Genomic DNA, 20,549 nt, shown 5'->3' with positions numbered 1-20,549 from the left:
TTATTATACTCTGCATTCTTTTTTCATATAAGTAATATCCCAATGTTAAAAATCGAATATTACGTTTATTCCAAGTGTTGCTGCGTCACACAATGAATCATACCACCATACGCATACAGTTCATTTACATAAACACCGACAATTCTTCTTCCTGGAAATTGCCCTTCAATAATTTGAAGCCCTAACTTGTCATGTTCATCACCGTATATAGGAACCAATACAACCTCGTTTCCAATATAAAAATTTAAATACGACCCTTTACAGTCTGCCTCTTTTACCACTTTTCTTGTTACCGGTACTGGGATGAGTTGAAATGGATTTCCATCTATATTTCTCGCTTGTCGCAATTCTTGATAATGCTTTTCATGTGCCTCCAAAAGGTACGACTCTCCTTCCCCAAAAGGATCATATTCATAAAGAATCGTATTTTCATTTACAAAACGTGCTGCCCCATCAATATGGTAATCCGTATCTTCATCATAATTATCCTCACCGCGAATACCAGTTATCCATATGAAATTCGTTACTCCCAAATACTTCGTTAACTCCATTTCAATCTCTTCCTGACTGAGTGTAGGATTTCGATTTTCATTTATAATAGAAGTTTTTGCCGCCATTAAGGTTCCATTTCCGTTTATCTCTATTCCTCCACCTTCTAGACAGACACTAGATTCAACTTTTGGAATGCTATACATTCCACTTATTTTTTCCGGAATAACAGCATCATTTTCATACGGATATTTATCCCCCCAACCATTAAATACCCAGTGTGTTAAACAGAGATTGCCTTCCTTATCTTTTACAAAGATCGGTCCATTATCTCTTATCCAAACATCATCCGTTTCTTCAATTAAAAAATCAATTTTATCCATATCTACATTCGCTTCAATTAACTTCGATTGGACATGTACTTTTTCTTCCTCATCAAATACAACAATATGCACATTCTCTCCGTAATGAAGCTCCTTTGCCATCGTTACCCAAATATCATCTAGCTTAGATCTGTAACCTTCGCCTCTATGAGCCTTATCATGAGGCCATTGGAGCCATGTTCCCTCATGTTTTTCCCACTCAGCAGGCATATAATATAAACTATTTCCCATATTTCCCATATTTCTCATACATGTTCACCCCTTCTTCGAATGTAAGTTCAGTCTAAACTTTGACATCGTGTTAAGGTCAACAGAAATATCTTCATTTACTTGTAACTACTTCATACGCGGATTCTTTATTCTCCCTTGTGATACACTACTTCTCCTTGTAAAACTGTCATTAAAACTTTCGCATTCGGAATCTTATCGGCACTCATTTTAGTAATATCTTCGTTTAATACTACTATATCGGCTGATTTACCTACTTCAATCGATCCAGTAATTTTATCAAGACCTAGTGCTTTGGCTGGCTTAATTGTATAAGCATCAATAGCTGCATGTACATCGGATAAGCCTTTCTCATCAATACTTAATGCATTCGAAATCGTCACAAGTGGATTTAGTTCATTTACATCCCAATCACTACTAAGCGATACATTTGCTCCTGTTTTCCAAATTCGCCCTAACGGCATAATTCGTTTCATCTGTTGATCTGTAAAATACGTACTTGCCCAGCTTTGTGTAGGATCTTCCGCAAAATCATGGCCTACTTGGAAATCAGCGCTAATACCTAACTTAGCAAAACGATTTATATCACTATCTTCTACCATCTCAACATGTGTGAGCGTATAAGGCTGATTTGCACCTTCTTTTTTCGCTGCTTCAATTGCATTTAAACTCTCTCTTCCCCCGCCATCCCCAATCGTATGAATGAGTGCACCGTAACCAAGTTTATTAAGTTCCGTTAACCACCATTTCATTTTTTCTTCTGGAATATAGTTCAAGCCATACGGTGTTCCCTTAAACCACTCAAATTTATATTTTTCTAGTATTTTAGCTGTGCTGTTAATACTAATTCCATCACTATACATTTTCACTTGATTAATAAGCATTCGAGATGATACATCATCACGCTTAATTTTTTTGAAATACTCCATTTGTTCTGCTTCATTTAAGTTCGGATATACCCACGGACGAAGTACTACTCGTGACGTTAACTTTTTCTCATCATATACTTTATTCCAAACATCTAACCAGCCTCGCTTCCAATAGAGACGTCCATCACCGACTGTAGTAATACCATTCTTTGCAACCTCATCTAAACCGTCTAACAAACCTTCATAGTTTTTTTCAAAGAGGTTTGATTGAGAATTCCATGCTTTTTCCATCACAATATCCCCAGCTGTATCATACAGAATTCCAAAAGGTTCTCCTGTCTCTGGATCCCGGATGATTCTTCCACCTTGCGGATCTTTCGTCTCTTTATTTATTCCTGCTGATTCCAATGCCTTTGAGTTAACCCATACAGAATGAGAGGTTCTTTCCATAATTAATGTCGGATTATTAGGAAACAACTCATCCAGAACTTGTAATGGAGTCTGCTGTTCTGATTTTCCGTCCATATCTTTTAACAGCTCTTCCAAACTAAACCCAGTTCCGCTTACCCATTCCCCTGTCTTTACATCTTTTTTACAAGCCTTTAAATACGAGCGTTGTTCTTGCAGCGAAGCATCTGGTGAGACACTACAATTCCCCGCTGCTGGTGATTTTGCTTCAAAAATATGATTATGATTATCCACAAAACCAGGAAGGATAAAACGTCCTTGTAAATCTATCACTTTCGTATCTTTCTTTATTAATTCTTCTACATCCTTATTTGAACCGACAAAAGTGATTTTCCCATCTTTAATCTCTACAGCTTCTGCCATTTCTTGCTTTTCATTAGAAGTATAGATTGTACCATTTTTAAACACTACATTTTTGGGCAACTGACTAGGTAGAGCAGAGCTACCATTCTCACCTTCTCCTACTTCAGGCGTACACGCTGAAATCCATACCATGCTCAAAATCAGACAAATAATCATGATTGTTCTTTTCATATTCTTTCTCCTTTTTATTATGATAAAGTGAAACTTTAATCAGTGGGGGGGTTCTCCATCACCCACTGATTATTAGCCCACACCAATCCGGCTTTACGGGCAGCAGGGCTCCCACCTAACTCCCTCGCATTCGCCGAATTTTGAGGCGGGAGTCTTACTGCCGCAAATAGCGGGATAAATCGCTCTCGTATATAGAATAAGGATTGACATAATGTTAATGTCAATCCTTATTCTTATTCTATTTTCGTAACTAAAAAACAAATTTGTGTCACATACTCCTCTACTAAACAATCACATTCAGGTCCCTTTATGTAGACCTCATATGGTGAATTATTTATTACATAACCATTTCTTTCAATCCATTCTTCTAACGCTATATAAGCGTAACCTATATAGTCGTAACTTCCATAATGTATAGTAGTAACGATTTGACGCTGATTTAGCTTTTTTATTTCGCATTCTTGTAATACGCCTTTATTGTCCTCATACATAACCGGAATTCTTAATTCAATATCACTGTGATTTGGAATATACTCTTTATCATAAAAAACTACGGATGGAGAACCGACTATTTGAAAGCTATTTTTTTGTACATTTTCATATAAGTCATAAAAATAATCATCCATATCATCTATATCTATTTGTAATCTTTGAGCAATTACCGTTATTTCATTTCTCATTCCAATTAATATATCGTAACTTCTATGACGAGCAATATTTAAACCATTATTCATATTTACCATTTCATTCATTTCTGAAATAACCTGTAAATTTTGTTTCACCTCATGAGACAACTCTATAATTTGTGATTGCATATGTTTAATAAATGAATCTTGATCTGATGATTGAAGAATTATTTTGATTTTCGGTAAAGGAAACTTATACTCCCTTAGCTTTTTAATTTTCAGCGCTATTTCAAGCTGCCCTTGCTCATAATATCTATATCCATTTACCGGATTCACATATGCTGGTTTCAATATTTCCTCTTTATCATAATGCCTTAACATTCGTGTACTCATTTTACAAATCCGTGAAAATTCAGTAATTGTATACATATAAATACCCCTTGAATACATTTTCTTATATATAAGCTTATTTATTAAAACCAATCAAATATTTTTCTGATTGAGGACCCTTCATTCTGATCGTTCAGCCTTTTCATTTTTGAAGGTAACAAATGACTAGGACAATACCACGTTAAACAATTCATCGCGCCTCCCATTGTCGATATTTCTCCTACATGACTTTGAATAACTTGTTTCTCAGTATGCTGTTGAATATATCGTAAAACTTCCTCATCTTTAGCTAATCCAAACTTAGGAACGTAAAGCGTATCACATGTTTCTAACATATTTATATATAAACCTTTTGCTGACGCTATCTCTTCATCGTATTGACCCTTCTCTGTATATGACGAAGGAACAACTATAAATTCAGCCTCTGGCATTTGCTCTTGAATAATCTCTTGAACCTTATATCTAAATTCATGATCCCCTAAAAAATCACTAATAAACATTGTATGTTCATCAATAAATTTAACCATCCCGTCTGCGTGTGCAAGTACATCTCCCTCTTCAGCAGGAATAATAATAACCCGACTCACATCTAAATCCCATTCCAGTTGCTCTATAATTTCTTCTTCCGTCCAATCATAATTATCATCAAATATGCGTTCCGTTAATATAACGGTATCTTTTTTATTCCAAATAAGATTTCCACCGTCTAATATCAATGGAGATGTCACATATTCAAAGTCGTTTTTTTTCAACCATTTATTAAATTGTTGATCTAAATATCGTCCTTGATCTTTCGGTAAGTAATTTGGTTGATATTTGAATTTAACTAGATGATTTGTTACAACTGGTGCAACATCTCTTAGCCAAATATCATCATACTCAAAAAAATTTGTATGAAAGTCTTGCTCTTCAACAGATAAAGATATAAGTTGATCGGTAAATGCTTTATTTTCATTTAAGTATTCATTAAAATAAATAATGTCTTCATAAAATGGTCGATAATATTCATTCGATTCATCTGGTATTGCAGTAAAAATAATGCCACTATGTTTTTGTTCCATATTACTTACCTCGCTTTTTAATAATGATTGAATAACTGTTTTCAATAAGCCAACTATTCCCCAATTCATTTCTCTTTTCATTACAATTTTTGAAACGTGCACATTTCATGAATGGATTATAGCACGGGGTAATATTATATATTTATATAAAAAATATAAAGTGAAACTTTAATCAGTGGGGGTTTTGTCCATCCCCACTGATTATTAGTTGAACCAATCGGGCATTTACGGGCAGTTATCTTCCACCTAACTTCCTTGCATCCGCCATGTTTTGAGAGGGGAGTTTTACTGCCCACAAATAGCGGGATAAAGACGTCGTTAAGCCGTAAACTGACTCTTGACAAGATTTTTAAATTTTAATCGTCGTACACAATGAAGGATTAGATGATTTTTTTATCAAGATTCAAATCCACTACTTCTAATAGAGCGTTTTGATTATATAAATTCACTAAATGCGTTTCTACCCCTATACAAATTCCTTCTAACGGGAGATCATTTGGATCCTGACCAAATGGATCCTCAATTTCAACCCCGATTGCTTCAATCCCTATAAATGCAAAACTTATAAACGTAGTTGCAAGTACTGTAAACCATCCAAGGCTATCAACAAGACCAATCGGTAAAGTCCCGCAAAATATGAGCAGTAAAATTTTAATATGAGCAAAATATGCAAAAGGAATAGGCGTTGTTTTGATTCGATCACATCCACCCACAGCCGTAAGCAGAGTATTCAAATCAGCTTCCATATTAATTATTGCATTTGGATGAATTTGACCCGTTTTCAAACCTTTTGATAGTATATTTTTTAACATAAAAACTATACTAATCGGTAAATGAATAGACTCAGCCAACATTTCTTTTTCCTTCTCAGAACAAATATCAAACAATGCTTTTATTTCGGATAAATCTTTTTCGTCTCTCAAATGTCCTTTCGCTATCTTTGGAAAAGCAATTAATAAATGTAAAAATTTTAGTTTTTCCTTATCCGTATTTTCCTCTTCAGACTCCCAATAACATAAAAAACTAACTGCCAAATTTCTAGTACAAGCACCAATCGTGCCAAATAACTTTCTACCTTCCCAATACCTATCATAGGCAGTGTTAGTACGAAAAACTAACAGTAGACCTAAAGCTCCTCCAACAATTACCCAAGGAGTTTGATTAATTTTTATTTCTACATAATAATAATTAATCACAGTTACTATCGTTGAAATACATATATATAATAAAATTTGCGGGAAAATACCTCTTACAACCGTTCCCTTTAATGTAAATATTTGATGTAAACTATTTTGATTATTGTAATGAACCATATTTACAAAAACCTCTTTCCTTATTAACCTTTTATTCTTTTAAATTATGAAAGTATACAATTAAATAGTAGAATCATAAACCCTATTATTATAAAACTGGTTAAGATTATTTCTTTCAATACTGTTACTCCTTTTTACCAAAAGATAAAACATCTTTTTTGATTTAAACAACAAACGTTCACTCTTCTAAATCACGACGCATTATTTTAGAATTTGCAATGAATAAAGCACTAATTAATACAAGAATCGCGCAAGCATATATCAATGAATCCATTGGACTATCATGGTCTATAATAATTAGACGAACAATAGCCGTAATACCTATATATATAAAATAACGTAATGGAAAATGAAAGTTCATTTGAAAATACTTTATAATCATTACGATGAATTCAAAATATAAAAAGAATACGACAATGCTATCAATTAAATGATAACTAGATTCCTCACTATTTAATTTAAGTTCTTGTATAAATTGAATGACTTCTTTCATAAGAAACACACTTAAAACAATTCCCAAACAGATCAAAGCTACATTTATAATGTACTGTAGAACGATAGGGAAAAACGAAAATACTCTTTTTAAATTCTTTAACACAAACATTTTTCTCCTTTTCCATATAAAACAATAATGACAATATACTTTTATTTAATTATCGTTACATTAAAATTATACATTCCGTTCTTGTTACAGATGTTAAAACAAGACAAAATAAGTAAAGATAGCATTTCACCTATTTTGTCTATAAAGCAACATAACGAAACTATAATCGATTACTTCAATTGAATCGGTTGTTGCTGTGTCACACAATGGATCATTCCGCCATTTTTATAAAGCTCTCTCACATCAATTCCCACTACTTTACGATCCGGGTATAATTTCTGAATCGTATCGTTTGCGATTTTGTCATTTGGATCATTATAGTTAGGCACCAATATAACTGTATTCCCAACATAATAATTGATATACGACCCCTTATAATCTAGAGTTTTTCCACCTTCTAAAGTAACTTTATCTTTACTAAGCGGTAAGTATTCGTACTTATATTTCTGTCCTGAAGCATTTTTTGCATCTAACAATTTATCCATATCTTTGTTTGACAAGCCCCATTCAGCCAAGTCATCTTCTGCCATCGTTACGATTGTAGATTTATCATGGAATTTAGCAAATCCATCAATATGAAAATCAGTAATATCTAAATTAGGCACTCCATCTAACCAAATAAAGTTTGTCACCCCAAGGTCACTTATATATTTTTCAATTTCCGCTTCTGATAAATCAGGATTTCTATTTTTATTCGTTACTGCGCTTCGAGTTAATAAAGCAGTCCCATTGCTGTCTAATTCAATTGCGCCACCTTCAAGGACAAATTTCCCCCAATCAATTCTTTCAATCCCTAATTGTTTACTAACATTCTCACGTATACGGGCATCATTTTTATATGGAGTTTTCTTTCCCCAACCATTAAATGCTGGATCTAATATTTTCAGATTTTTATTATTGTCATAAACAAAAATCGGTCCACTATCTCTTGCCCACACATCATCAGTAGGAGCGATAAAGAAATCAACTTTATCCATATTCAGCCCTTTATCTATTAAAAGCTTATTGATTCGCTCTTTCTCTTCCTCATCATATGCAACAATGTGGACTTTTTCACCCTCAGTTAAAGCACTTGCCATCTTAATCCAAATAGGTTCAACTTCTTGTTTATACTCTTGACCATATGTGTATTCATGAGGCCATTGTAGCCATGTACCTTCATGTTTATCTTTTTCATCCGGCATCGTATATTTTCCAGCGTTTTTCTGTACCTCTACTTTTTTATCCTCTTTCTCTTTCCCTTTGGCATTTTCATTATTCCCTTCAAAAGAACATCCACTAATAATCGTTGTAGATAATGTAGCTATTAAACAAAACTTTACTATTTTTTTCATTTTTCAACCTCCTGTTCATGTCTACAATACTGTAAGGCTTAACATAGTGTGAAGCTCAAGCTTTTTCATCAATGTAAAAATTACCAATTATTCTTCCGCATGATAATCACATAATTTCAATACAAATAGATGACATTCACAAAATACACTTCCTATATTTAACATCCATATCATTTAACTTCCTTCATAAATTTATTCTAATACTAATCCCCTCTCATACATGCTTGTTCACTAAATAAAAAAATCGGTATTGATAATTTTATATCAATACCGATTTTTAAATAATTATTTTCCTTCTATTAAATCATTCGCTAATTTCCTAAACTCTTGATTAAATGTATCATTCATACCATTTTGTACGTTAGAGAATAATATTACAAACGTTCTTTTATCCCAGTTAAAATTATTAAAAGTGTTCCAGCCAGCTAATACACCGTGGTTATGATAATAATCTGGGTAAATATAGAAGCTAAATCCATATTTTCTCGCAGGTGATACTGTAAACATATCTGATAAGCTTTGTTTAGAAATCAGCTTTCCATCCATAATAGCCTCATCTAATCTTTTCATATCTTCAACGGTCGTATACATTTCACCACAACCATACAGCCAGTTCATTTTTAAGCGGGGTGCAGCTATTAACTCATTATCTTTTTTCGTGTAACCTTCTGCTAAGAAAATATCTTCAGGGAGAGTTGCACCCATACCAGATTCATTCATTTCAACAGGAGTAAAAATGTTTTCTTTCACATATTCAGCAAGCGGTTTATTCGATATCTTTTCTACAATATACGCAAGTACCATATAATTATAATCTGTATATTTCCATCCTGTCCCTGCAGGAAATTGCAACTTTTGCGCTCCAATCCACGTTACTAACTTTAAACGTGATGCCGCATCAACACTACCTTGTCCCTGATCTGGTAACCCGGACGTATGTGTTAACAAATTTCGTAACGTAATGTTTTTATCTGCTGGAAACGATGGAATATACTTATTTACATTGTCTTCAATATTCAATTTCCCTTTTTCTCTTAGCTGTAATATAGATATTGCAACTACTGTTTTCGTTATGGAACCGATGCGATATTTTGTTCTTGGCGTTGTTAAAACTTTATCTTTTATATTCGCATACCCGTAGCCTTTTCGTAAAACCACATTATTTTTATCCGTTACGAGAACCGTTCCGTTAAATCCTTTATCTTTTAAATATTGATCGAGTTTCGTTGCTGCAATATCATAACGTTTTTGCTGATTCGCATCAACTTTCGGTTGAACATTTCCAACTTTATCCTCAAAATTTGAAAATGCCTTCAAACTGTATTTCTTTTCTTTATTTGCATGTATGAGTGCAGCGACACTCCCACAAAAAATAGCAAAAATAAAAAAAACAATTAACCATTTCTTAAACATATAGGAACCCTCTTTTATCTAATTTCACTTTATAATTTTCCATTCTATTCTATATCTTTTAATTTTCAAACATTTTATAATCTATCTATCATTCATCATATTACACTAGATTCCTTTTTCTCACACTCTAATTTTGACTACTTTCTATTGTAGTTCTTTTTTACAAAATTTCCACCTTACAATCGGATACATCCCACTTAAATTCATTTTTTTATGTAACATTCGTTACACATTAACAAGAATGGAGGCGTTAATTTGAAAAATACCGATAAGCACCACAATCGTTTAGATGATATGATGTTTCATTATCGAGCAACAAAAAATAACAATATAGTTTTAATTGAATATTACGGAAAACAAATTATGATTTTAAAAGGAAATGACGCTGAAAAATTTTTAAACAAAATAAATCGGACAAATAACGAAAAAGAAAAACAACTTATTATGGCTAAAATTACAGGTAATTTTAAAAGAGGAAATGAGCGTTAATGAAAACGAATCTCATTTCTAAATTGATTATACAGCATATTAAAAAAGAAATGTCACTCCCATGACATTTCTTTAGATTTTCTTCATAAAAGATTTACATTTTTAATATTCGTTTACTTTTATATAAACTTGTCGCTAAAATACAAGAGGTGCTTCTTATTTAATTACACAATAAATGCTTCATTACGTCTTCAAGTAATACGTTCGGCTTTAATACCTCGTTTTCCGTACGCCATCCTATAAATCCATCTGGCCTTATTACTACCGCTCCTCCATTTTCTATCCCATATAAATTTCTAAGATTATTACTTTGATCGATGAACTCACCAGTTAAACCCACCTGATACACTTTTATCTTTACTCCTAATCGGGATGAAACAACATTTGCAGCTTCAGTCCAAGCACTAGGCTCTGCTCCAGTAAGTAACACAAAGTTGCTACCAAATAGATCAAGTATAGAAACTTCTTTTCCTTCATAAGTTCCCCAAAAATGTGGCGTACGCGTTCCCGGGCGTCCGTTCAAATCAACTATATCCATTCTATGCGGTGTGTTACATTCGTCTATAATTGCTTCTGAGCAATACTGATAACCAGCAGTGACAGCTAAACTATCCATATTACTCAAATTACCCCCCTCTCTGCCCGCAGCACGAAATAATATACTACTCGCATGGTCCGTCGTTAATTTTGCAACAGGATATCTCTCGTCATGATACGTTTCTAACAATTTGGGATTTGCTTTACTTTTTATAACAGCAGCCAATTTCCAAGCTAAATTATGTGCATCTTGTATTCCTGTATTTGAACCGAATCCTCCTGTTGGCGGCATAATATGTGCTGAGTCACCAACTAAAAAGATGCGATTGTCCTGAAATTTCACCGCTGTACTTTCACTCGCTTCCCACGGCAAAACACTTAATATTTCTGGCTTAATATCCGTACTTCCAATTGCAGTTTGAATAATTTGTTTACAGCGTTCTATAGAGAAATCCTCTGGTCGCTCCCCTTTTACTGGATCATAAGCTACATGATAAATCCATTTACTTTCGTTATTGACTGGAATAAGCGCACCAATTACTTCTGGATGTAATATCATAGTAAAACCGAATGCGTCTCCTTTAATAAATTCACTCAAATCTGCTTCAAAATATATGTTCATATAATAACCACCGATTGTACCACGGCCCTCGGTTAGAATACCTAGCTGTTCACGTATTTTACTTTTCGCTCCATCTGCTGCAATTACATAATCGCAATAAATAGCGCTCTCTTCTTTCGTTTCACGATTTCGAATAGTTGCTATTACTCCGTTCTCATTTTGCTCATAAGAAACCAGTTCATGATTAAAAGATAGATTTCCGCCTAACTTTTGCGCGTATTGTAACATCATCTCTTCTAAAGTAATTTGATAACAAGCAGTTTGTTTTGATGGGCTAATCTCTTCCACTTTACGAACTAACTTTTCATTATTTTCATACTGTGCCGCCCTTATTTGTTCCAACTCTTCATTCTTTACCTCAGCTATTGTTTGAACCGCAATTCTCCCGTGACAATTCTCTAATGCTTTACCAGCTAATCTAATTCCTTTTTCTAGACCTAATTCTCGAAATAATTCCATTGTGCGAAATGTGATTCCACCTGCTTTCGGATGAATCGCAGTAGACGGATGCCTTTCTATAAGCACATAATCAATGTTATGTTTCGCAAGAAATAATGCAGACGATAATCCTGATAAGCCCCCTCCAACAATTAAAACTGGTACATGTTTTGATTTCATATATTTTCCCTCCACATATATTCTTCTGAGCTCAGTGACATAAATATAATCAAAAAACCAACAAAAATATAGACTTATATTTCATTTTGAATTATCATATAGATAGATTACGCCCCAAATTTCTTTTTTCCTTTTATACAGCTACAACTATGAAGACTGTGTATGAATAAAAGGAAAAAAACAAAAAGAGCCTTCGTTATATAACGAAGGCTCTTTTTGTTTTTATGACAGTTAAATGGACACAATGTAATGAAGTCCTTACAATAGATTTCAAGGGGATCATTTACAATAAACGTATAATATTTTTAATTAACCTCACACAGAATACATATCAGTACAAGAAAATAATTAAAAACCCATTACAATTCAAATTTCAAAAACACACAAAAAGGAGGAGATACGATGACTAATAAAAACGAAACTGGTTGGAATTTAGAGAGTAGTTATACTGACCTGCCCAAATCATTTTTCAACGAAATCCCCCCAACTCCTGTACACTCACCGGAGTTAATTAAACTAAATAATTCTTTAGCAATATCTCTTGGCTTTAATCCTGAGGAACTAAAAAAGGACGCTGAAATTGCCATTTTAGCTGGTAATACTATTCCAAAAGGAGCTCATCCACTAGCTCAGGCATATGCTGGACACCAATTTGGTCATTTCAACATGTTAGGAGATGGTCGTGCCCTTTTAATCGGGGAACAAATTACTCCTTCAGGCGAACGCTTTGATATTCAATTGAAAGGTTCTGGCCCTACTCCATATTCACGCCGCGGTGATGGCCGTGCTGCGCTTGGTCCGATGCTACGTGAATATATTATTAGTGAAGCCATGTACGCACTTGATATTCCAACTACTCGCAGTTTAGCAGTAGTCTCAACTGGCGAACCAATCTATCGCGAAACAAAGCTACCTGGGGCTATTTTAACAAGGATTGCAAGCAGTCATATACGCGTTGGAACATTCCAATACGCTGCAGCTCGCGGCTCAATCGAGGATCTCAAAGCTTTAGCTGATTATACGATAAAGAGACATTATTCAGAGATTGAATCTCATGAAAATCCATATGTCGCACTACTACAAGAAGTTATTAAGAAACAAGCAATCCTTATCGCAAAATGGCAACTCGTCGGCTTCATTCACGGCGTAATGAATACTGATAATATAACGATTAGCGGTGAAACGATTGATTACGGTCCTTGTGCCTTTATGGATAGTTATGACCAAGGAACTGTATTTAGTTCTATTGATGTACAAGGCCGCTACGCATATGGAAATCAGCCGTATATGGCTGCATGGGACCTTGCACGATTAGCTGAATCTTTAATGCCGATTCTACACGAAGATGAAGAAGAAGCGCTAAAGATTGCACAAGATGAAATTTCAAAGTTTAACGTGCAGTACGAAAACAATTGGTTCCTCGGAATGAAGAAAAAATTAGGACTATTTAGCAATGAAGAGCAAGATCAATCACTTATTGAGAAACTTTTAAAAACAATGGAAAAATATAAAGCAGATTATACAAATACATTCCGTGCATTAACTGACACTACATTAGAAAATACACCTTTATTTGAAAGTCCTGAATTTAAAGAATGGTACGAGCTATGGCAATCTCGGTTAGAAAAACAAAAAGAATCGAAAGATGATGCATACAAATTAATGAAAAATAACAACCCAGTAATCATCCCTCGAAACCACCGAGTAGAAGAAGCACTAGAAGCTGCTGTTAAAGATGGAGACTATAGGGTAATGGAGAACCTTCTTCAAGCTTTAGCAAATCCTTATGAATATTCTCAAGAACAAGCGGATTACTGCACGCCTCCAGCGCCGTCGAATCGCCCTTATCGTACTTTTTGTGGGACGTGATTTAGAGAACTAAGACTGTTTTTCTGCTCCTAATTGCATTATTTATTAGTGTAATTCCCACTAAATTCAAGTACACGATTCGTTATTTTCCATAAAGGAACATTATAAATAGAAAAGGTGTTTTCGTATAAAAACACCTTTTCTACTTTTTTCTCCATCTTGTGAAAAAAAACGTAATTTAATACTCTAGTTTGCGTTTATTTTATGTATTACATATCATTAGCATATTCTATGTGATTACAGTTGTATATTATCACCTCTATCAATTTCCTCCCCTGCGAAAAAGGTACATACACCAAACAAGCTGTCACGAACAAAGGAGAGCTCTTTACTTCCTACCTATTTCTTTCCTAATGCGTTAACTTGGTAACTGTTCTATTAAAATTCTTCTATTCAATCTTCATTTTTTCTTATTATATCCAGGTACATCGATAAGGAACAACTATTCTCGAATATAAAAATCTAGCTATTGTACAAATGTTGATAAAAAATAAAGGAGAAGAGAATGAATCCATTTTAATATAACTAATGAGAATTTGCATGTTCCAATATCTTCACTATATTCCTCAACAATCTTTTATTAAAATTCATTACAATATTTTAAAATTATGACGGATTACTTTCAACATAATGTGAAGGTAGCTCTAACAACAAAAAACTTGCTTGTAAACCTTTAATGTTTACAAGCAAGTAAATAATATCAACTAAAGCTAGCACTCTTAAAATAATACTTTAGAGTTGTCTTTCCTCTAAGTATACTAACTCAGGTCCCGTTGGAGACCACCCTTCTCCGTGAGTCGATTGTAACTTATTGACGACAGTATTTGCGCTTGCTGTTTGTTGAATCTTTGGAGTAGTATTTATTGTAAAAACTGTAATACCTGTAACAGCTAAACTCATTACCATTAAACTCAGTTTCTTCATTATTTTAACGCCCCTTTAGCTAAATTTGTTTTTCTTGCTTCAAGACTTAAACAAAAATATTCACTAGACGTTTTATAATCACACATCTCATATAATCTAGCTGCCATCACCTCAGCATATTCTTCTACATAATAAGAAAGATTCTCTTCTTTGAAATAAGAAATTCCTGTAACAATTACCCTTTTTAATTCCTCGATAGTCACATTATTATTTAATGTTTTTAAAATATTGAAATGATGTGTATATTCTTCATTCTCTACTTCTGAACAAAGTTCCAATCCTTTTTCAATAAGGATAGAAGATAAATTTGTTTCACCTAACTTAGAATATTCCCTAGCTTGTAAAAAAACAGCTTTGAAATGATTAGGTATTTTCTCTGTTACTTCTGATAAGTGACGGATAGCTAATTCAGAAAGGTTTTGATTTGCGTATAGCCACCCTAAGTTGTGCCGCACGAATGAAATTAATCTTTCTTCATTATTTTTTTGTAATAAATTTAATGCAGAATTTAAATGTTCCTCGGCCTGTTCAAACTGTTTTAGAGATACACAACTCATTCCAATAGTATTTTCGCAAGAAGCAGTATTACTTTCATAACCTTGGTGTTTAAAGAAGATATCTTTTGAAATAGTTGCATAGTGAATAGCTAAAAGTGGTTCATTATTATTATGATAGAATAAGGCTAACTTAGATTGAAATTCAGCTTGTTCAATTTCTTCTGGAACGTCTTTCAAAAAAAACTCTGCTTTTTCATAATATTTTTTCGCTTCTTTATAATCTTTAAGTATAGTAGCATATACCGCTTTACAAAAATGGTAATAATAAGATAAGAAACCATCCATCGGAATTTTAAAAGAATCTATTTCGTCAAAGCTTCTCTTTGTGATACTAAATCTATCAACAAGCGTTTTATAACGAAAATCTAGTAAGAAATAATATAATAAATTTTGTTCTTGCAACATTTTATTTGATTCTTGTTTCAAAACATCAATATTTTTATCAATTTCTTGTTTTAAATTAGTTGCTTTTGACAATTGTTGTTGTAACATTGCTTGATACCATTCATTAAGTTGCTTTGTAACCTGTTCGCTTCCCTTCACTGGAATGTTCATAAGATCCCCCTTTTTTGAATATTCTCACATAAATAATAACAAATAGATATTAAGATATAAATATCTCATTAATATTTCTCAACATTTATTTAATATTAAATCCATTAAATTAATCACATGCTGTAAATTTTTTAAAACACTAAAGAAAATTGCCTCCCCCTAAATACAGCGTCTAAATTACTATAAAAATCTATAAATACAATATATTAACACTTTATAAGTGTGTATTCACACTCCACCATTATTTTAAACACCCTTCTTCATCAACCCTGCAATCCCCCTGCTCCCCTCACTCTCAACTTTCTCAAGTTCTTCTACAACTAACTTTCTTCTTTCCACAGAATGATTTTGACTTAACTTCGCTTTTCCTTCTATTTTATTTATCTTTATTCTAAACCCAACTATTCCCCTACTTAATCCTTCCATATAATTCGGATCTACATCATTCAGTGAGTACGTGCTCTTTGGATTTTCATATTTATGTACTAAATCTTGAAGAGAATCTATTAATTCCTGTTCATCTTCAACAATTTCTAACTCTCCATATACATGGACCGCAACATAGTTCCATGTTGGTACTGCTTTATTTGTTTCATACCATGACGGAGAGATGTAACTATGTGGTCCTTGAAAAACAGCTAACACTTGTTGATTTCCACTATCTTTCCATTGCTCATTTGGACGTGCAAAATGACCATATAAAGTAAGTGTTTCCTTATTTAACAATAACGGCAAATGTGTTGCGTACGGTGCTCCGTTATGTTGAGAAAATAAAGTTGCAAAGCTATTTTGTTCAATCATTTCGTACTTCGTCTCTTCATCTTGTATAGTGAAATGTTTTGGTATGTACATAAGCTCCCTCTTTTCTTATCTTCTTATTTCCCATTATATTTACGAGATTTATTATTGGGCAGGGACAGATGATAATTGTTTTATAAGGTCAGTGCATATAGTAAAACCTTTGTTTCAAAAATAATAGGTGGCATTATATGATTTCTGCCACCTTAGTCAATTTTTTTATTTATACAAACTCCCTTATTCAACAATCCTTCATAGCTTTTTCTAATACATATTCAATAAATTTCGTTTTACCTAAGCTATAATTTAAGCGATTTTCCGCCGTTTCTGCTAATTCTTTCTTTAGCTTTCCATATTCAATAACAACGTTTGGATTTCCACGAAGATACTCACGAAACGCTACATGTCTTCTTAACTCTTCACTATTCTTATCGCATACATATAAATGATGTTCCATCCAAATTGTATTCTTCCCGTCCCTCGGAACATATTTACCCTTTCTCCCAAAAGCCTCTCTCCCCTTAAAACTCCACTCTTCTTGATGAAAATAACCTACCTGTTCAAGTCTCTTTATTACTTTTGGAAAAACATCATAATCTTCTATTACAACATCGACATCTAATATCGGTTTAGAAGCAAGGCCTTTAACAGATGTACTCCCAACGTGCTCTATAGAAAAAATGAGTTCTCCCATTACGTTATTAATCAACGTCTGTAATTTACAAAATTCACTTTCCCATTGTGTATTATATTTCTCAACAGTAATAAATTGTTTCAATTGACCACCCTTTTCAAATCACTTTTATAACCTCTGAATATGCGTATCCTTAAAATCAGTTTCATACTTCAATCCATACCCAAGCATTCGATCCATTCCAATATGTGCTGTCCATATTAAACCAATCATTAAAATCGTATCCATCTTTAAATAGACCCCTATTAAAACAAGTAATATTGATATGATATATGTGTGAAATAGATTATAAATTTGTGCACCAACACGTTTGTTAATAGAGTACGCCACCATTGCTAAATCAGGTGCAAAAAGTAATACGATAAATAATAACCAACTAAATCCACATAATGCATATATATAAATCGCAGCTAATAAGACGACCAATCCTTCAAAGTGTATAATTCGTTTCTCCAAAATTCATCATTCCTTATCTGTTAGCTTGAAAATTTTATTCGGATTTAAAATATTTTGCGGATCAAGAGCTTTCTTTATTTTCTCCATTACCAATAATGCCGCACCATGTTCTTCTTCTTGATACTTCTGCTTTCCTATTCCAACGCCATGCTCTCCTGTACAAGTTCCGCCACGCTTAAGAGCATACAGTACAATACTTTCATTTATTTCGTCCGCTTTTTTCACTTCATCTTTATCATTTGGATCAATCATTAAGAGCACGTGAAAATTCCCGTCTCCTACATGGCCAAGAATACCACCAACAAGGCCCACCTTATCTAACGTCTCTTTCGCATTTTGAATCGCGCCAGCTAACTCTGAAATTGGCACACATACATCTGTACTCATTAGCTTTTTACCAGGGTAACTATGAACGTAAGAATAAGCTAAGTTATGTCTTGCATCCCATAATTTATTTCTTGCCGCAGTTTCAGTTTCAAAAGCAACTTCTTTACATTTATGATCAAAAACAATTTCCTTCGTAAACTCGATATCTTGCGTTAGCCCTGCTTCATTTCCATGAAACTCTAAAAACAGTGTTGGTTCTTCTCTGTAATTTGTTTCATTGTAATGATTTACTTGTTTCATAGATAATTCATCAACAAGTTCTATTCTCGCAATTGGAATGCCAGCTTGCAGTATATTAATAACAGCTTCTACTGCATCATTTATAGTTGGAAACGATGCTCTCGCAGCCATAACATGTTCTGGTATGCCGTATACTTTTAATGTTAGCTCTGTAAAGCATCCAAGCGTGCCCTCTGACCCTACGAAAATACCATTTAAATGATAACCTGATGATGACTTCGCCGCTAAATTTCCAGTATGTATCACTTGTCCATCAGCAAGTACCACCTCTAAATCACGAACTTGATCACGCATAACTCCATATCTCACCGCTGTCGTTCCGCTCGCATTCGTAGCAGCCATGCCTCCTAACGTTGCATCTGCACCTGGATCTACACTAAAAAACAAACCGTACTTTTTCAATTCTTTATTGAGCTGAGAACGAGTCACTCCTGGTTGTACTTTCACAAGAAAATCTTTCTCTCTTATTTCAAGTATTTTGTTCATTAATGAAAAATCAACTGTAATCCCCTTTTCATAAGGAATTATATGACCTTCTAAACTAGAACCTACTCCAAATGGAATGACAGGTTTTTTATGCTCACTCGCTACTTTCATTATTGCTCTAACCTCTTCCATCGTTTTTGGAAAAACAACTACATCAGGTAAACTACTATTATGGTAAGATTCATCTTTACTATGTAACTCTCTTACTGTCTTATTAACCACTACTTGATCTTCAGGAAGTACATCCTTTAATTCATTTACTAAACGCTCAATTGTTATTTCCATTACATACTCTCCTTTTATATTATTTACTCTACATTAATTATACCATTTTTATACAAAATAATCAGAATAGTTAAATTTATTAAATTTTATATACAAAAAAGAACTTGCAGTATTCCCTACAAGTTCTTTTTTAAAACTATATTTTAGACGATTTTTTCAATAAAATCATAAACCAAACTAAAGTAAATGCCATCAGAGAATGAGAGAATCCTACAATATAAGTTAACCCTTTAAAGTCCGCTCCATTTAGTTGAAGAAGTCCTCTCGCTGCTAGCGAACCTAACATTAAAGTTAATGCGATATTATGTAAAATAAACCAGTTATTAAATCCTTTCACTTCATGAAAAGCGAATACTTTTGCTAACCCTAAAGCAATTAAAAAGAAGAAAAAGCCAAGTACTAACGTATGCGTATGCAAAAGATTTAATAAAGTAGAGCCTAAAATCCCTTTATATTTCCCATACTCCCTAGCAAATATTCCTGACAATAAACCGATAATCAAATAAGTAAACGATGCATTATATAATTTCTTCATTATGTACCTCCTTGAGTAGAATGTGTAGTGTGTCATATTTAGTAATAATGATAGTTATATAGTAAAAACTCCTAGTTTCCTAGGAGTCATTATATAAGTATCTCACTCTTTACAATCAATCCTAATTATAAAATATCCTTTTATACAAAACAATCGAACTTTATGTGAACAGTAACTCTCAATTAAAATAACTTGCACTTTTATTTCGCACAATCCATACTAATTGTTATAACTTTTAAAGGGGGTGCATTAGATTGATAGTTCTTGAAACTGAAAGACTCACTCTTCGCTGGCTCGATGTAAAAGATGCTCCGTTTATTCTTGAATTAGTAAATGATCCTGCATGGATTCAATTTATTGGTGATAAAGGCATTAAAAACTTAGAAGATGCAAAAAAATACATCTTAAACGGACCCGTCGATATGTACAATAAAATGGGCTTTGGTCTTTACTTAGTTGAACGAAAAGAAGATCTCACTCCACTTGGTATGTGCGGCCTTATTAAAAGAGATTCATTAGAAGATGTTGATATCGGCTTTGCTTTTTTAGAAAAATTCCGTTCAAAAGGGTACGGCTATGAATCAGCTGCTGCAGTAATCGAATACGGTGTACAAAAGCTCGGACTGAAACGAATTGTAGCAATTACTTCTATAGATAATGCTGCTTCAGGCACGCTGTTAGAAAAAGTAGGATTGCGATTCGAAAAAACAATTTCAGACTCAGGAGAAGATCTAAAATTATTCGGGTATAACGCATAACAAAAAAGGGTCGCCATGAATGGCGAC

At 33.5% G+C, this 20,549-nt stretch carries 19 protein-coding genes; 3 read left to right on the top strand and 16 right to left on the bottom strand.

Annotated features, from left to right (window positions below):
- Positions 1-65 precede the first annotated feature (65 nt).
- From ACE38F_RS11675 to ACE38F_RS11640, 8 genes are all read right to left on the bottom strand, one after another.
- Entirely contained in the window at positions 66-1,112 is a 1,047-nt protein-coding gene (locus tag ACE38F_RS11675) for an agmatine deiminase family protein (RefSeq protein WP_375370926.1), read from the bottom strand.
- A gap of 116 nt (positions 1,113-1,228) precedes the next feature.
- Positions 1,229-2,971, bottom strand: a complete 1,743-nt coding sequence (locus tag ACE38F_RS11670; protein WP_375370836.1) for an amidohydrolase — start codon at positions 2,969-2,971, stop codon at positions 1,229-1,231.
- A gap of 233 nt (positions 2,972-3,204) precedes the next feature.
- Positions 3,205-4,026, bottom strand: coding sequence for a MerR family transcriptional regulator (locus ACE38F_RS11665; RefSeq protein WP_375370837.1), 822 nt, complete (start codon positions 4,024-4,026; stop codon positions 3,205-3,207).
- 44 nt (positions 4,027-4,070) lie between these two features.
- A complete protein-coding gene (locus ACE38F_RS11660; protein ID WP_002128426.1) occupies positions 4,071-5,048 on the bottom strand; it encodes an agmatine deiminase family protein in 978 nt (325 codons plus the stop codon).
- Positions 5,049-5,428: 380 nt separating this feature from the next.
- Entirely contained in the window at positions 5,429-6,361 is a 933-nt protein-coding gene (locus ACE38F_RS11655) for a bestrophin family protein (protein WP_375370838.1), read from the bottom strand.
- A gap of 178 nt (positions 6,362-6,539) precedes the next feature.
- The gene (psiE, locus tag ACE38F_RS11650) at positions 6,540-6,959 is read right to left on the bottom strand and encodes a phosphate-starvation-inducible protein PsiE (RefSeq protein WP_002165314.1); all 420 of its coding nucleotides are present in this window, start codon (positions 6,957-6,959) and stop codon (positions 6,540-6,542) included.
- Between the two features lie 176 nt (positions 6,960-7,135).
- Entirely contained in the window at positions 7,136-8,299 is a 1,164-nt protein-coding gene (locus ACE38F_RS11645) for an agmatine deiminase family protein (RefSeq protein ID WP_002142629.1), read from the bottom strand.
- Positions 8,300-8,584: 285 nt separating this feature from the next.
- On the bottom strand, positions 8,585-9,712 hold the full coding sequence (locus tag ACE38F_RS11640; RefSeq protein ID WP_215553743.1) for a serine hydrolase domain-containing protein: 1,128 nt from the start codon (positions 9,710-9,712) through the stop codon (positions 8,585-8,587).
- Between the two features lie 255 nt (positions 9,713-9,967).
- Here ACE38F_RS11640 and ACE38F_RS11635 point away from each other — a divergent pair, with 255 nt between their 5' ends.
- Positions 9,968-10,201, top strand: a complete 234-nt coding sequence (locus ACE38F_RS11635) for a hypothetical protein (protein WP_375370839.1) — start codon at positions 9,968-9,970, stop codon at positions 10,199-10,201.
- Between the two features lie 160 nt (positions 10,202-10,361).
- Here ACE38F_RS11635 and ACE38F_RS11630 read toward each other — a convergent pair whose 3' ends face one another.
- Positions 10,362-11,978, bottom strand: coding sequence for an FAD-dependent oxidoreductase (locus ACE38F_RS11630; protein WP_375370840.1), 1,617 nt, complete (start codon positions 11,976-11,978; stop codon positions 10,362-10,364).
- A gap of 402 nt (positions 11,979-12,380) precedes the next feature.
- On the opposite strand from ACE38F_RS11630, the gene ACE38F_RS11625 reads away from it, so the two are divergent.
- Entirely contained in the window at positions 12,381-13,847 is a 1,467-nt protein-coding gene (locus ACE38F_RS11625; RefSeq protein WP_375370841.1) for a protein adenylyltransferase SelO, read from the top strand.
- A gap of 732 nt (positions 13,848-14,579) precedes the next feature.
- Here the strand turns inward: ACE38F_RS11625 and ACE38F_RS11620 are convergent.
- The 7 genes from ACE38F_RS11620 to ACE38F_RS11590 all read right to left on the bottom strand — a co-directional run bounded on the left by ACE38F_RS11620 (position 14,580) and on the right by ACE38F_RS11590 (position 19,764).
- Positions 14,580-14,771, bottom strand: a complete 192-nt coding sequence (locus ACE38F_RS11620; protein ID WP_375370842.1) for a Phr family secreted Rap phosphatase inhibitor — start codon at positions 14,769-14,771, stop codon at positions 14,580-14,582.
- Entirely contained in the window at positions 14,771-15,883 is a 1,113-nt protein-coding gene (locus ACE38F_RS11615) for a response regulator aspartate phosphatase (protein WP_375370843.1), read from the bottom strand. The genes ACE38F_RS11620 and ACE38F_RS11615 overlap by 1 nt, the downstream gene beginning before the upstream one ends.
- A 246-nt stretch (positions 15,884-16,129) precedes the next feature.
- Positions 16,130-16,735: an FMN-binding negative transcriptional regulator gene (locus tag ACE38F_RS11610; protein ID WP_375370844.1), complete on the bottom strand. Its 606-nt coding sequence runs from the start codon at positions 16,733-16,735 to the stop codon at positions 16,130-16,132.
- 187 nt (positions 16,736-16,922) lie between these two features.
- Positions 16,923-17,459 carry a GrpB family protein gene (locus ACE38F_RS11605; protein ID WP_375370845.1) on the bottom strand — a complete coding sequence of 179 codons (537 nt, stop codon included), beginning with the start codon at positions 17,457-17,459 and terminating at the stop codon, positions 16,923-16,925.
- A gap of 24 nt (positions 17,460-17,483) precedes the next feature.
- Entirely contained in the window at positions 17,484-17,831 is a 348-nt protein-coding gene (locus ACE38F_RS11600; RefSeq protein WP_375370846.1) for a DUF4260 domain-containing protein, read from the bottom strand.
- Positions 17,832-17,837: 6 nt separating this feature from the next.
- Complete coding sequence (locus tag ACE38F_RS11595) at positions 17,838-19,229, bottom strand: FAD-binding oxidoreductase (protein ID WP_375370847.1); 1,392 nt, start codon at positions 19,227-19,229, stop codon at positions 17,838-17,840.
- 136 nt (positions 19,230-19,365) lie between these two features.
- Positions 19,366-19,764, bottom strand: coding sequence for a DUF2871 family protein (locus ACE38F_RS11590; protein WP_044439983.1), 399 nt, complete (start codon positions 19,762-19,764; stop codon positions 19,366-19,368).
- Positions 19,765-20,018: 254 nt separating this feature from the next.
- On the opposite strand from ACE38F_RS11590, the gene ACE38F_RS11585 reads away from it, so the two are divergent.
- Positions 20,019-20,522: a GNAT family N-acetyltransferase gene (locus ACE38F_RS11585; RefSeq protein ID WP_375370848.1), complete on the top strand. Its 504-nt coding sequence runs from the start codon at positions 20,019-20,021 to the stop codon at positions 20,520-20,522.
- Positions 20,523-20,549 lie beyond the last annotated feature (27 nt).

Origin of the sequence: Bacillus altaicus (assembly GCF_042136375.2) — a bacterium.
Classification (GTDB): domain Bacteria; phylum Bacillota; class Bacilli; order Bacillales; family Bacillaceae_G; genus Bacillus_A; species Bacillus_A cereus_U.
The sequence above is the reverse complement of the archived record's forward strand: the minus strand, read 5'-3'. Positions and strand labels throughout refer to the sequence as shown.

Bases quoted from the DNA above. Each gene is read 5' to 3' on its own strand.
- ACE38F_RS11665 (WP_375370837.1), bottom strand. From the start codon at position 4,026: ATGTATACAATTACTGAATTTTCACGGATTTGTAAAATGAGTACACGA.
- ACE38F_RS11645 (WP_002142629.1), bottom strand. From the start codon at position 8,299: ATGAAAAAAATAGTAAAGTTTTGTTTAATAGCTACATTATCTACAACG.
- ACE38F_RS11630 (WP_375370840.1), bottom strand. From the start codon at position 11,978: ATGAAATCAAAACATGTACCAGTTTTAATTGTTGGAGGGGGCTTATCA.
- ACE38F_RS11670 (WP_375370836.1), bottom strand. From the start codon at position 2,971: ATGAAAAGAACAATCATGATTATTTGTCTGATTTTGAGCATGGTATGG.
- ACE38F_RS11655 (WP_375370838.1), bottom strand. From the start codon at position 6,361: ATGGTTCATTACAATAATCAAAATAGTTTACATCAAATATTTACATTA.
- ACE38F_RS11595 (WP_375370847.1), bottom strand. From the start codon at position 19,229: ATGGAAATAACAATTGAGCGTTTAGTAAATGAATTAAAGGATGTACTT.
- ACE38F_RS11675 (WP_375370926.1), bottom strand. From the start codon at position 1,112: ATGGGAAATATGGGAAATAGTTTATATTATATGCCTGCTGAGTGGGAA.
- ACE38F_RS11620 (WP_375370842.1), bottom strand. From the start codon at position 14,771: ATGAAGAAACTGAGTTTAATGGTAATGAGTTTAGCTGTTACAGGTATT.
- ACE38F_RS11640 (WP_215553743.1), bottom strand. From the start codon at position 9,712: ATGTTTAAGAAATGGTTAATTGTTTTTTTTATTTTTGCTATTTTTTGT.
- ACE38F_RS11660 (WP_002128426.1), bottom strand. From the start codon at position 5,048: ATGGAACAAAAACATAGTGGCATTATTTTTACTGCAATACCAGATGAA.
- ACE38F_RS11625 (WP_375370841.1), top strand. From the start codon at position 12,381: ATGACTAATAAAAACGAAACTGGTTGGAATTTAGAGAGTAGTTATACT.
- ACE38F_RS11610 (WP_375370844.1), bottom strand. From the start codon at position 16,735: ATGTACATACCAAAACATTTCACTATACAAGATGAAGAGACGAAGTAC.
- ACE38F_RS11590 (WP_044439983.1), bottom strand. From the start codon at position 19,764: ATGAAGAAATTATATAATGCATCGTTTACTTATTTGATTATCGGTTTA.
- ACE38F_RS11615 (WP_375370843.1), bottom strand. From the start codon at position 15,883: ATGAACATTCCAGTGAAGGGAAGCGAACAGGTTACAAAGCAACTTAAT.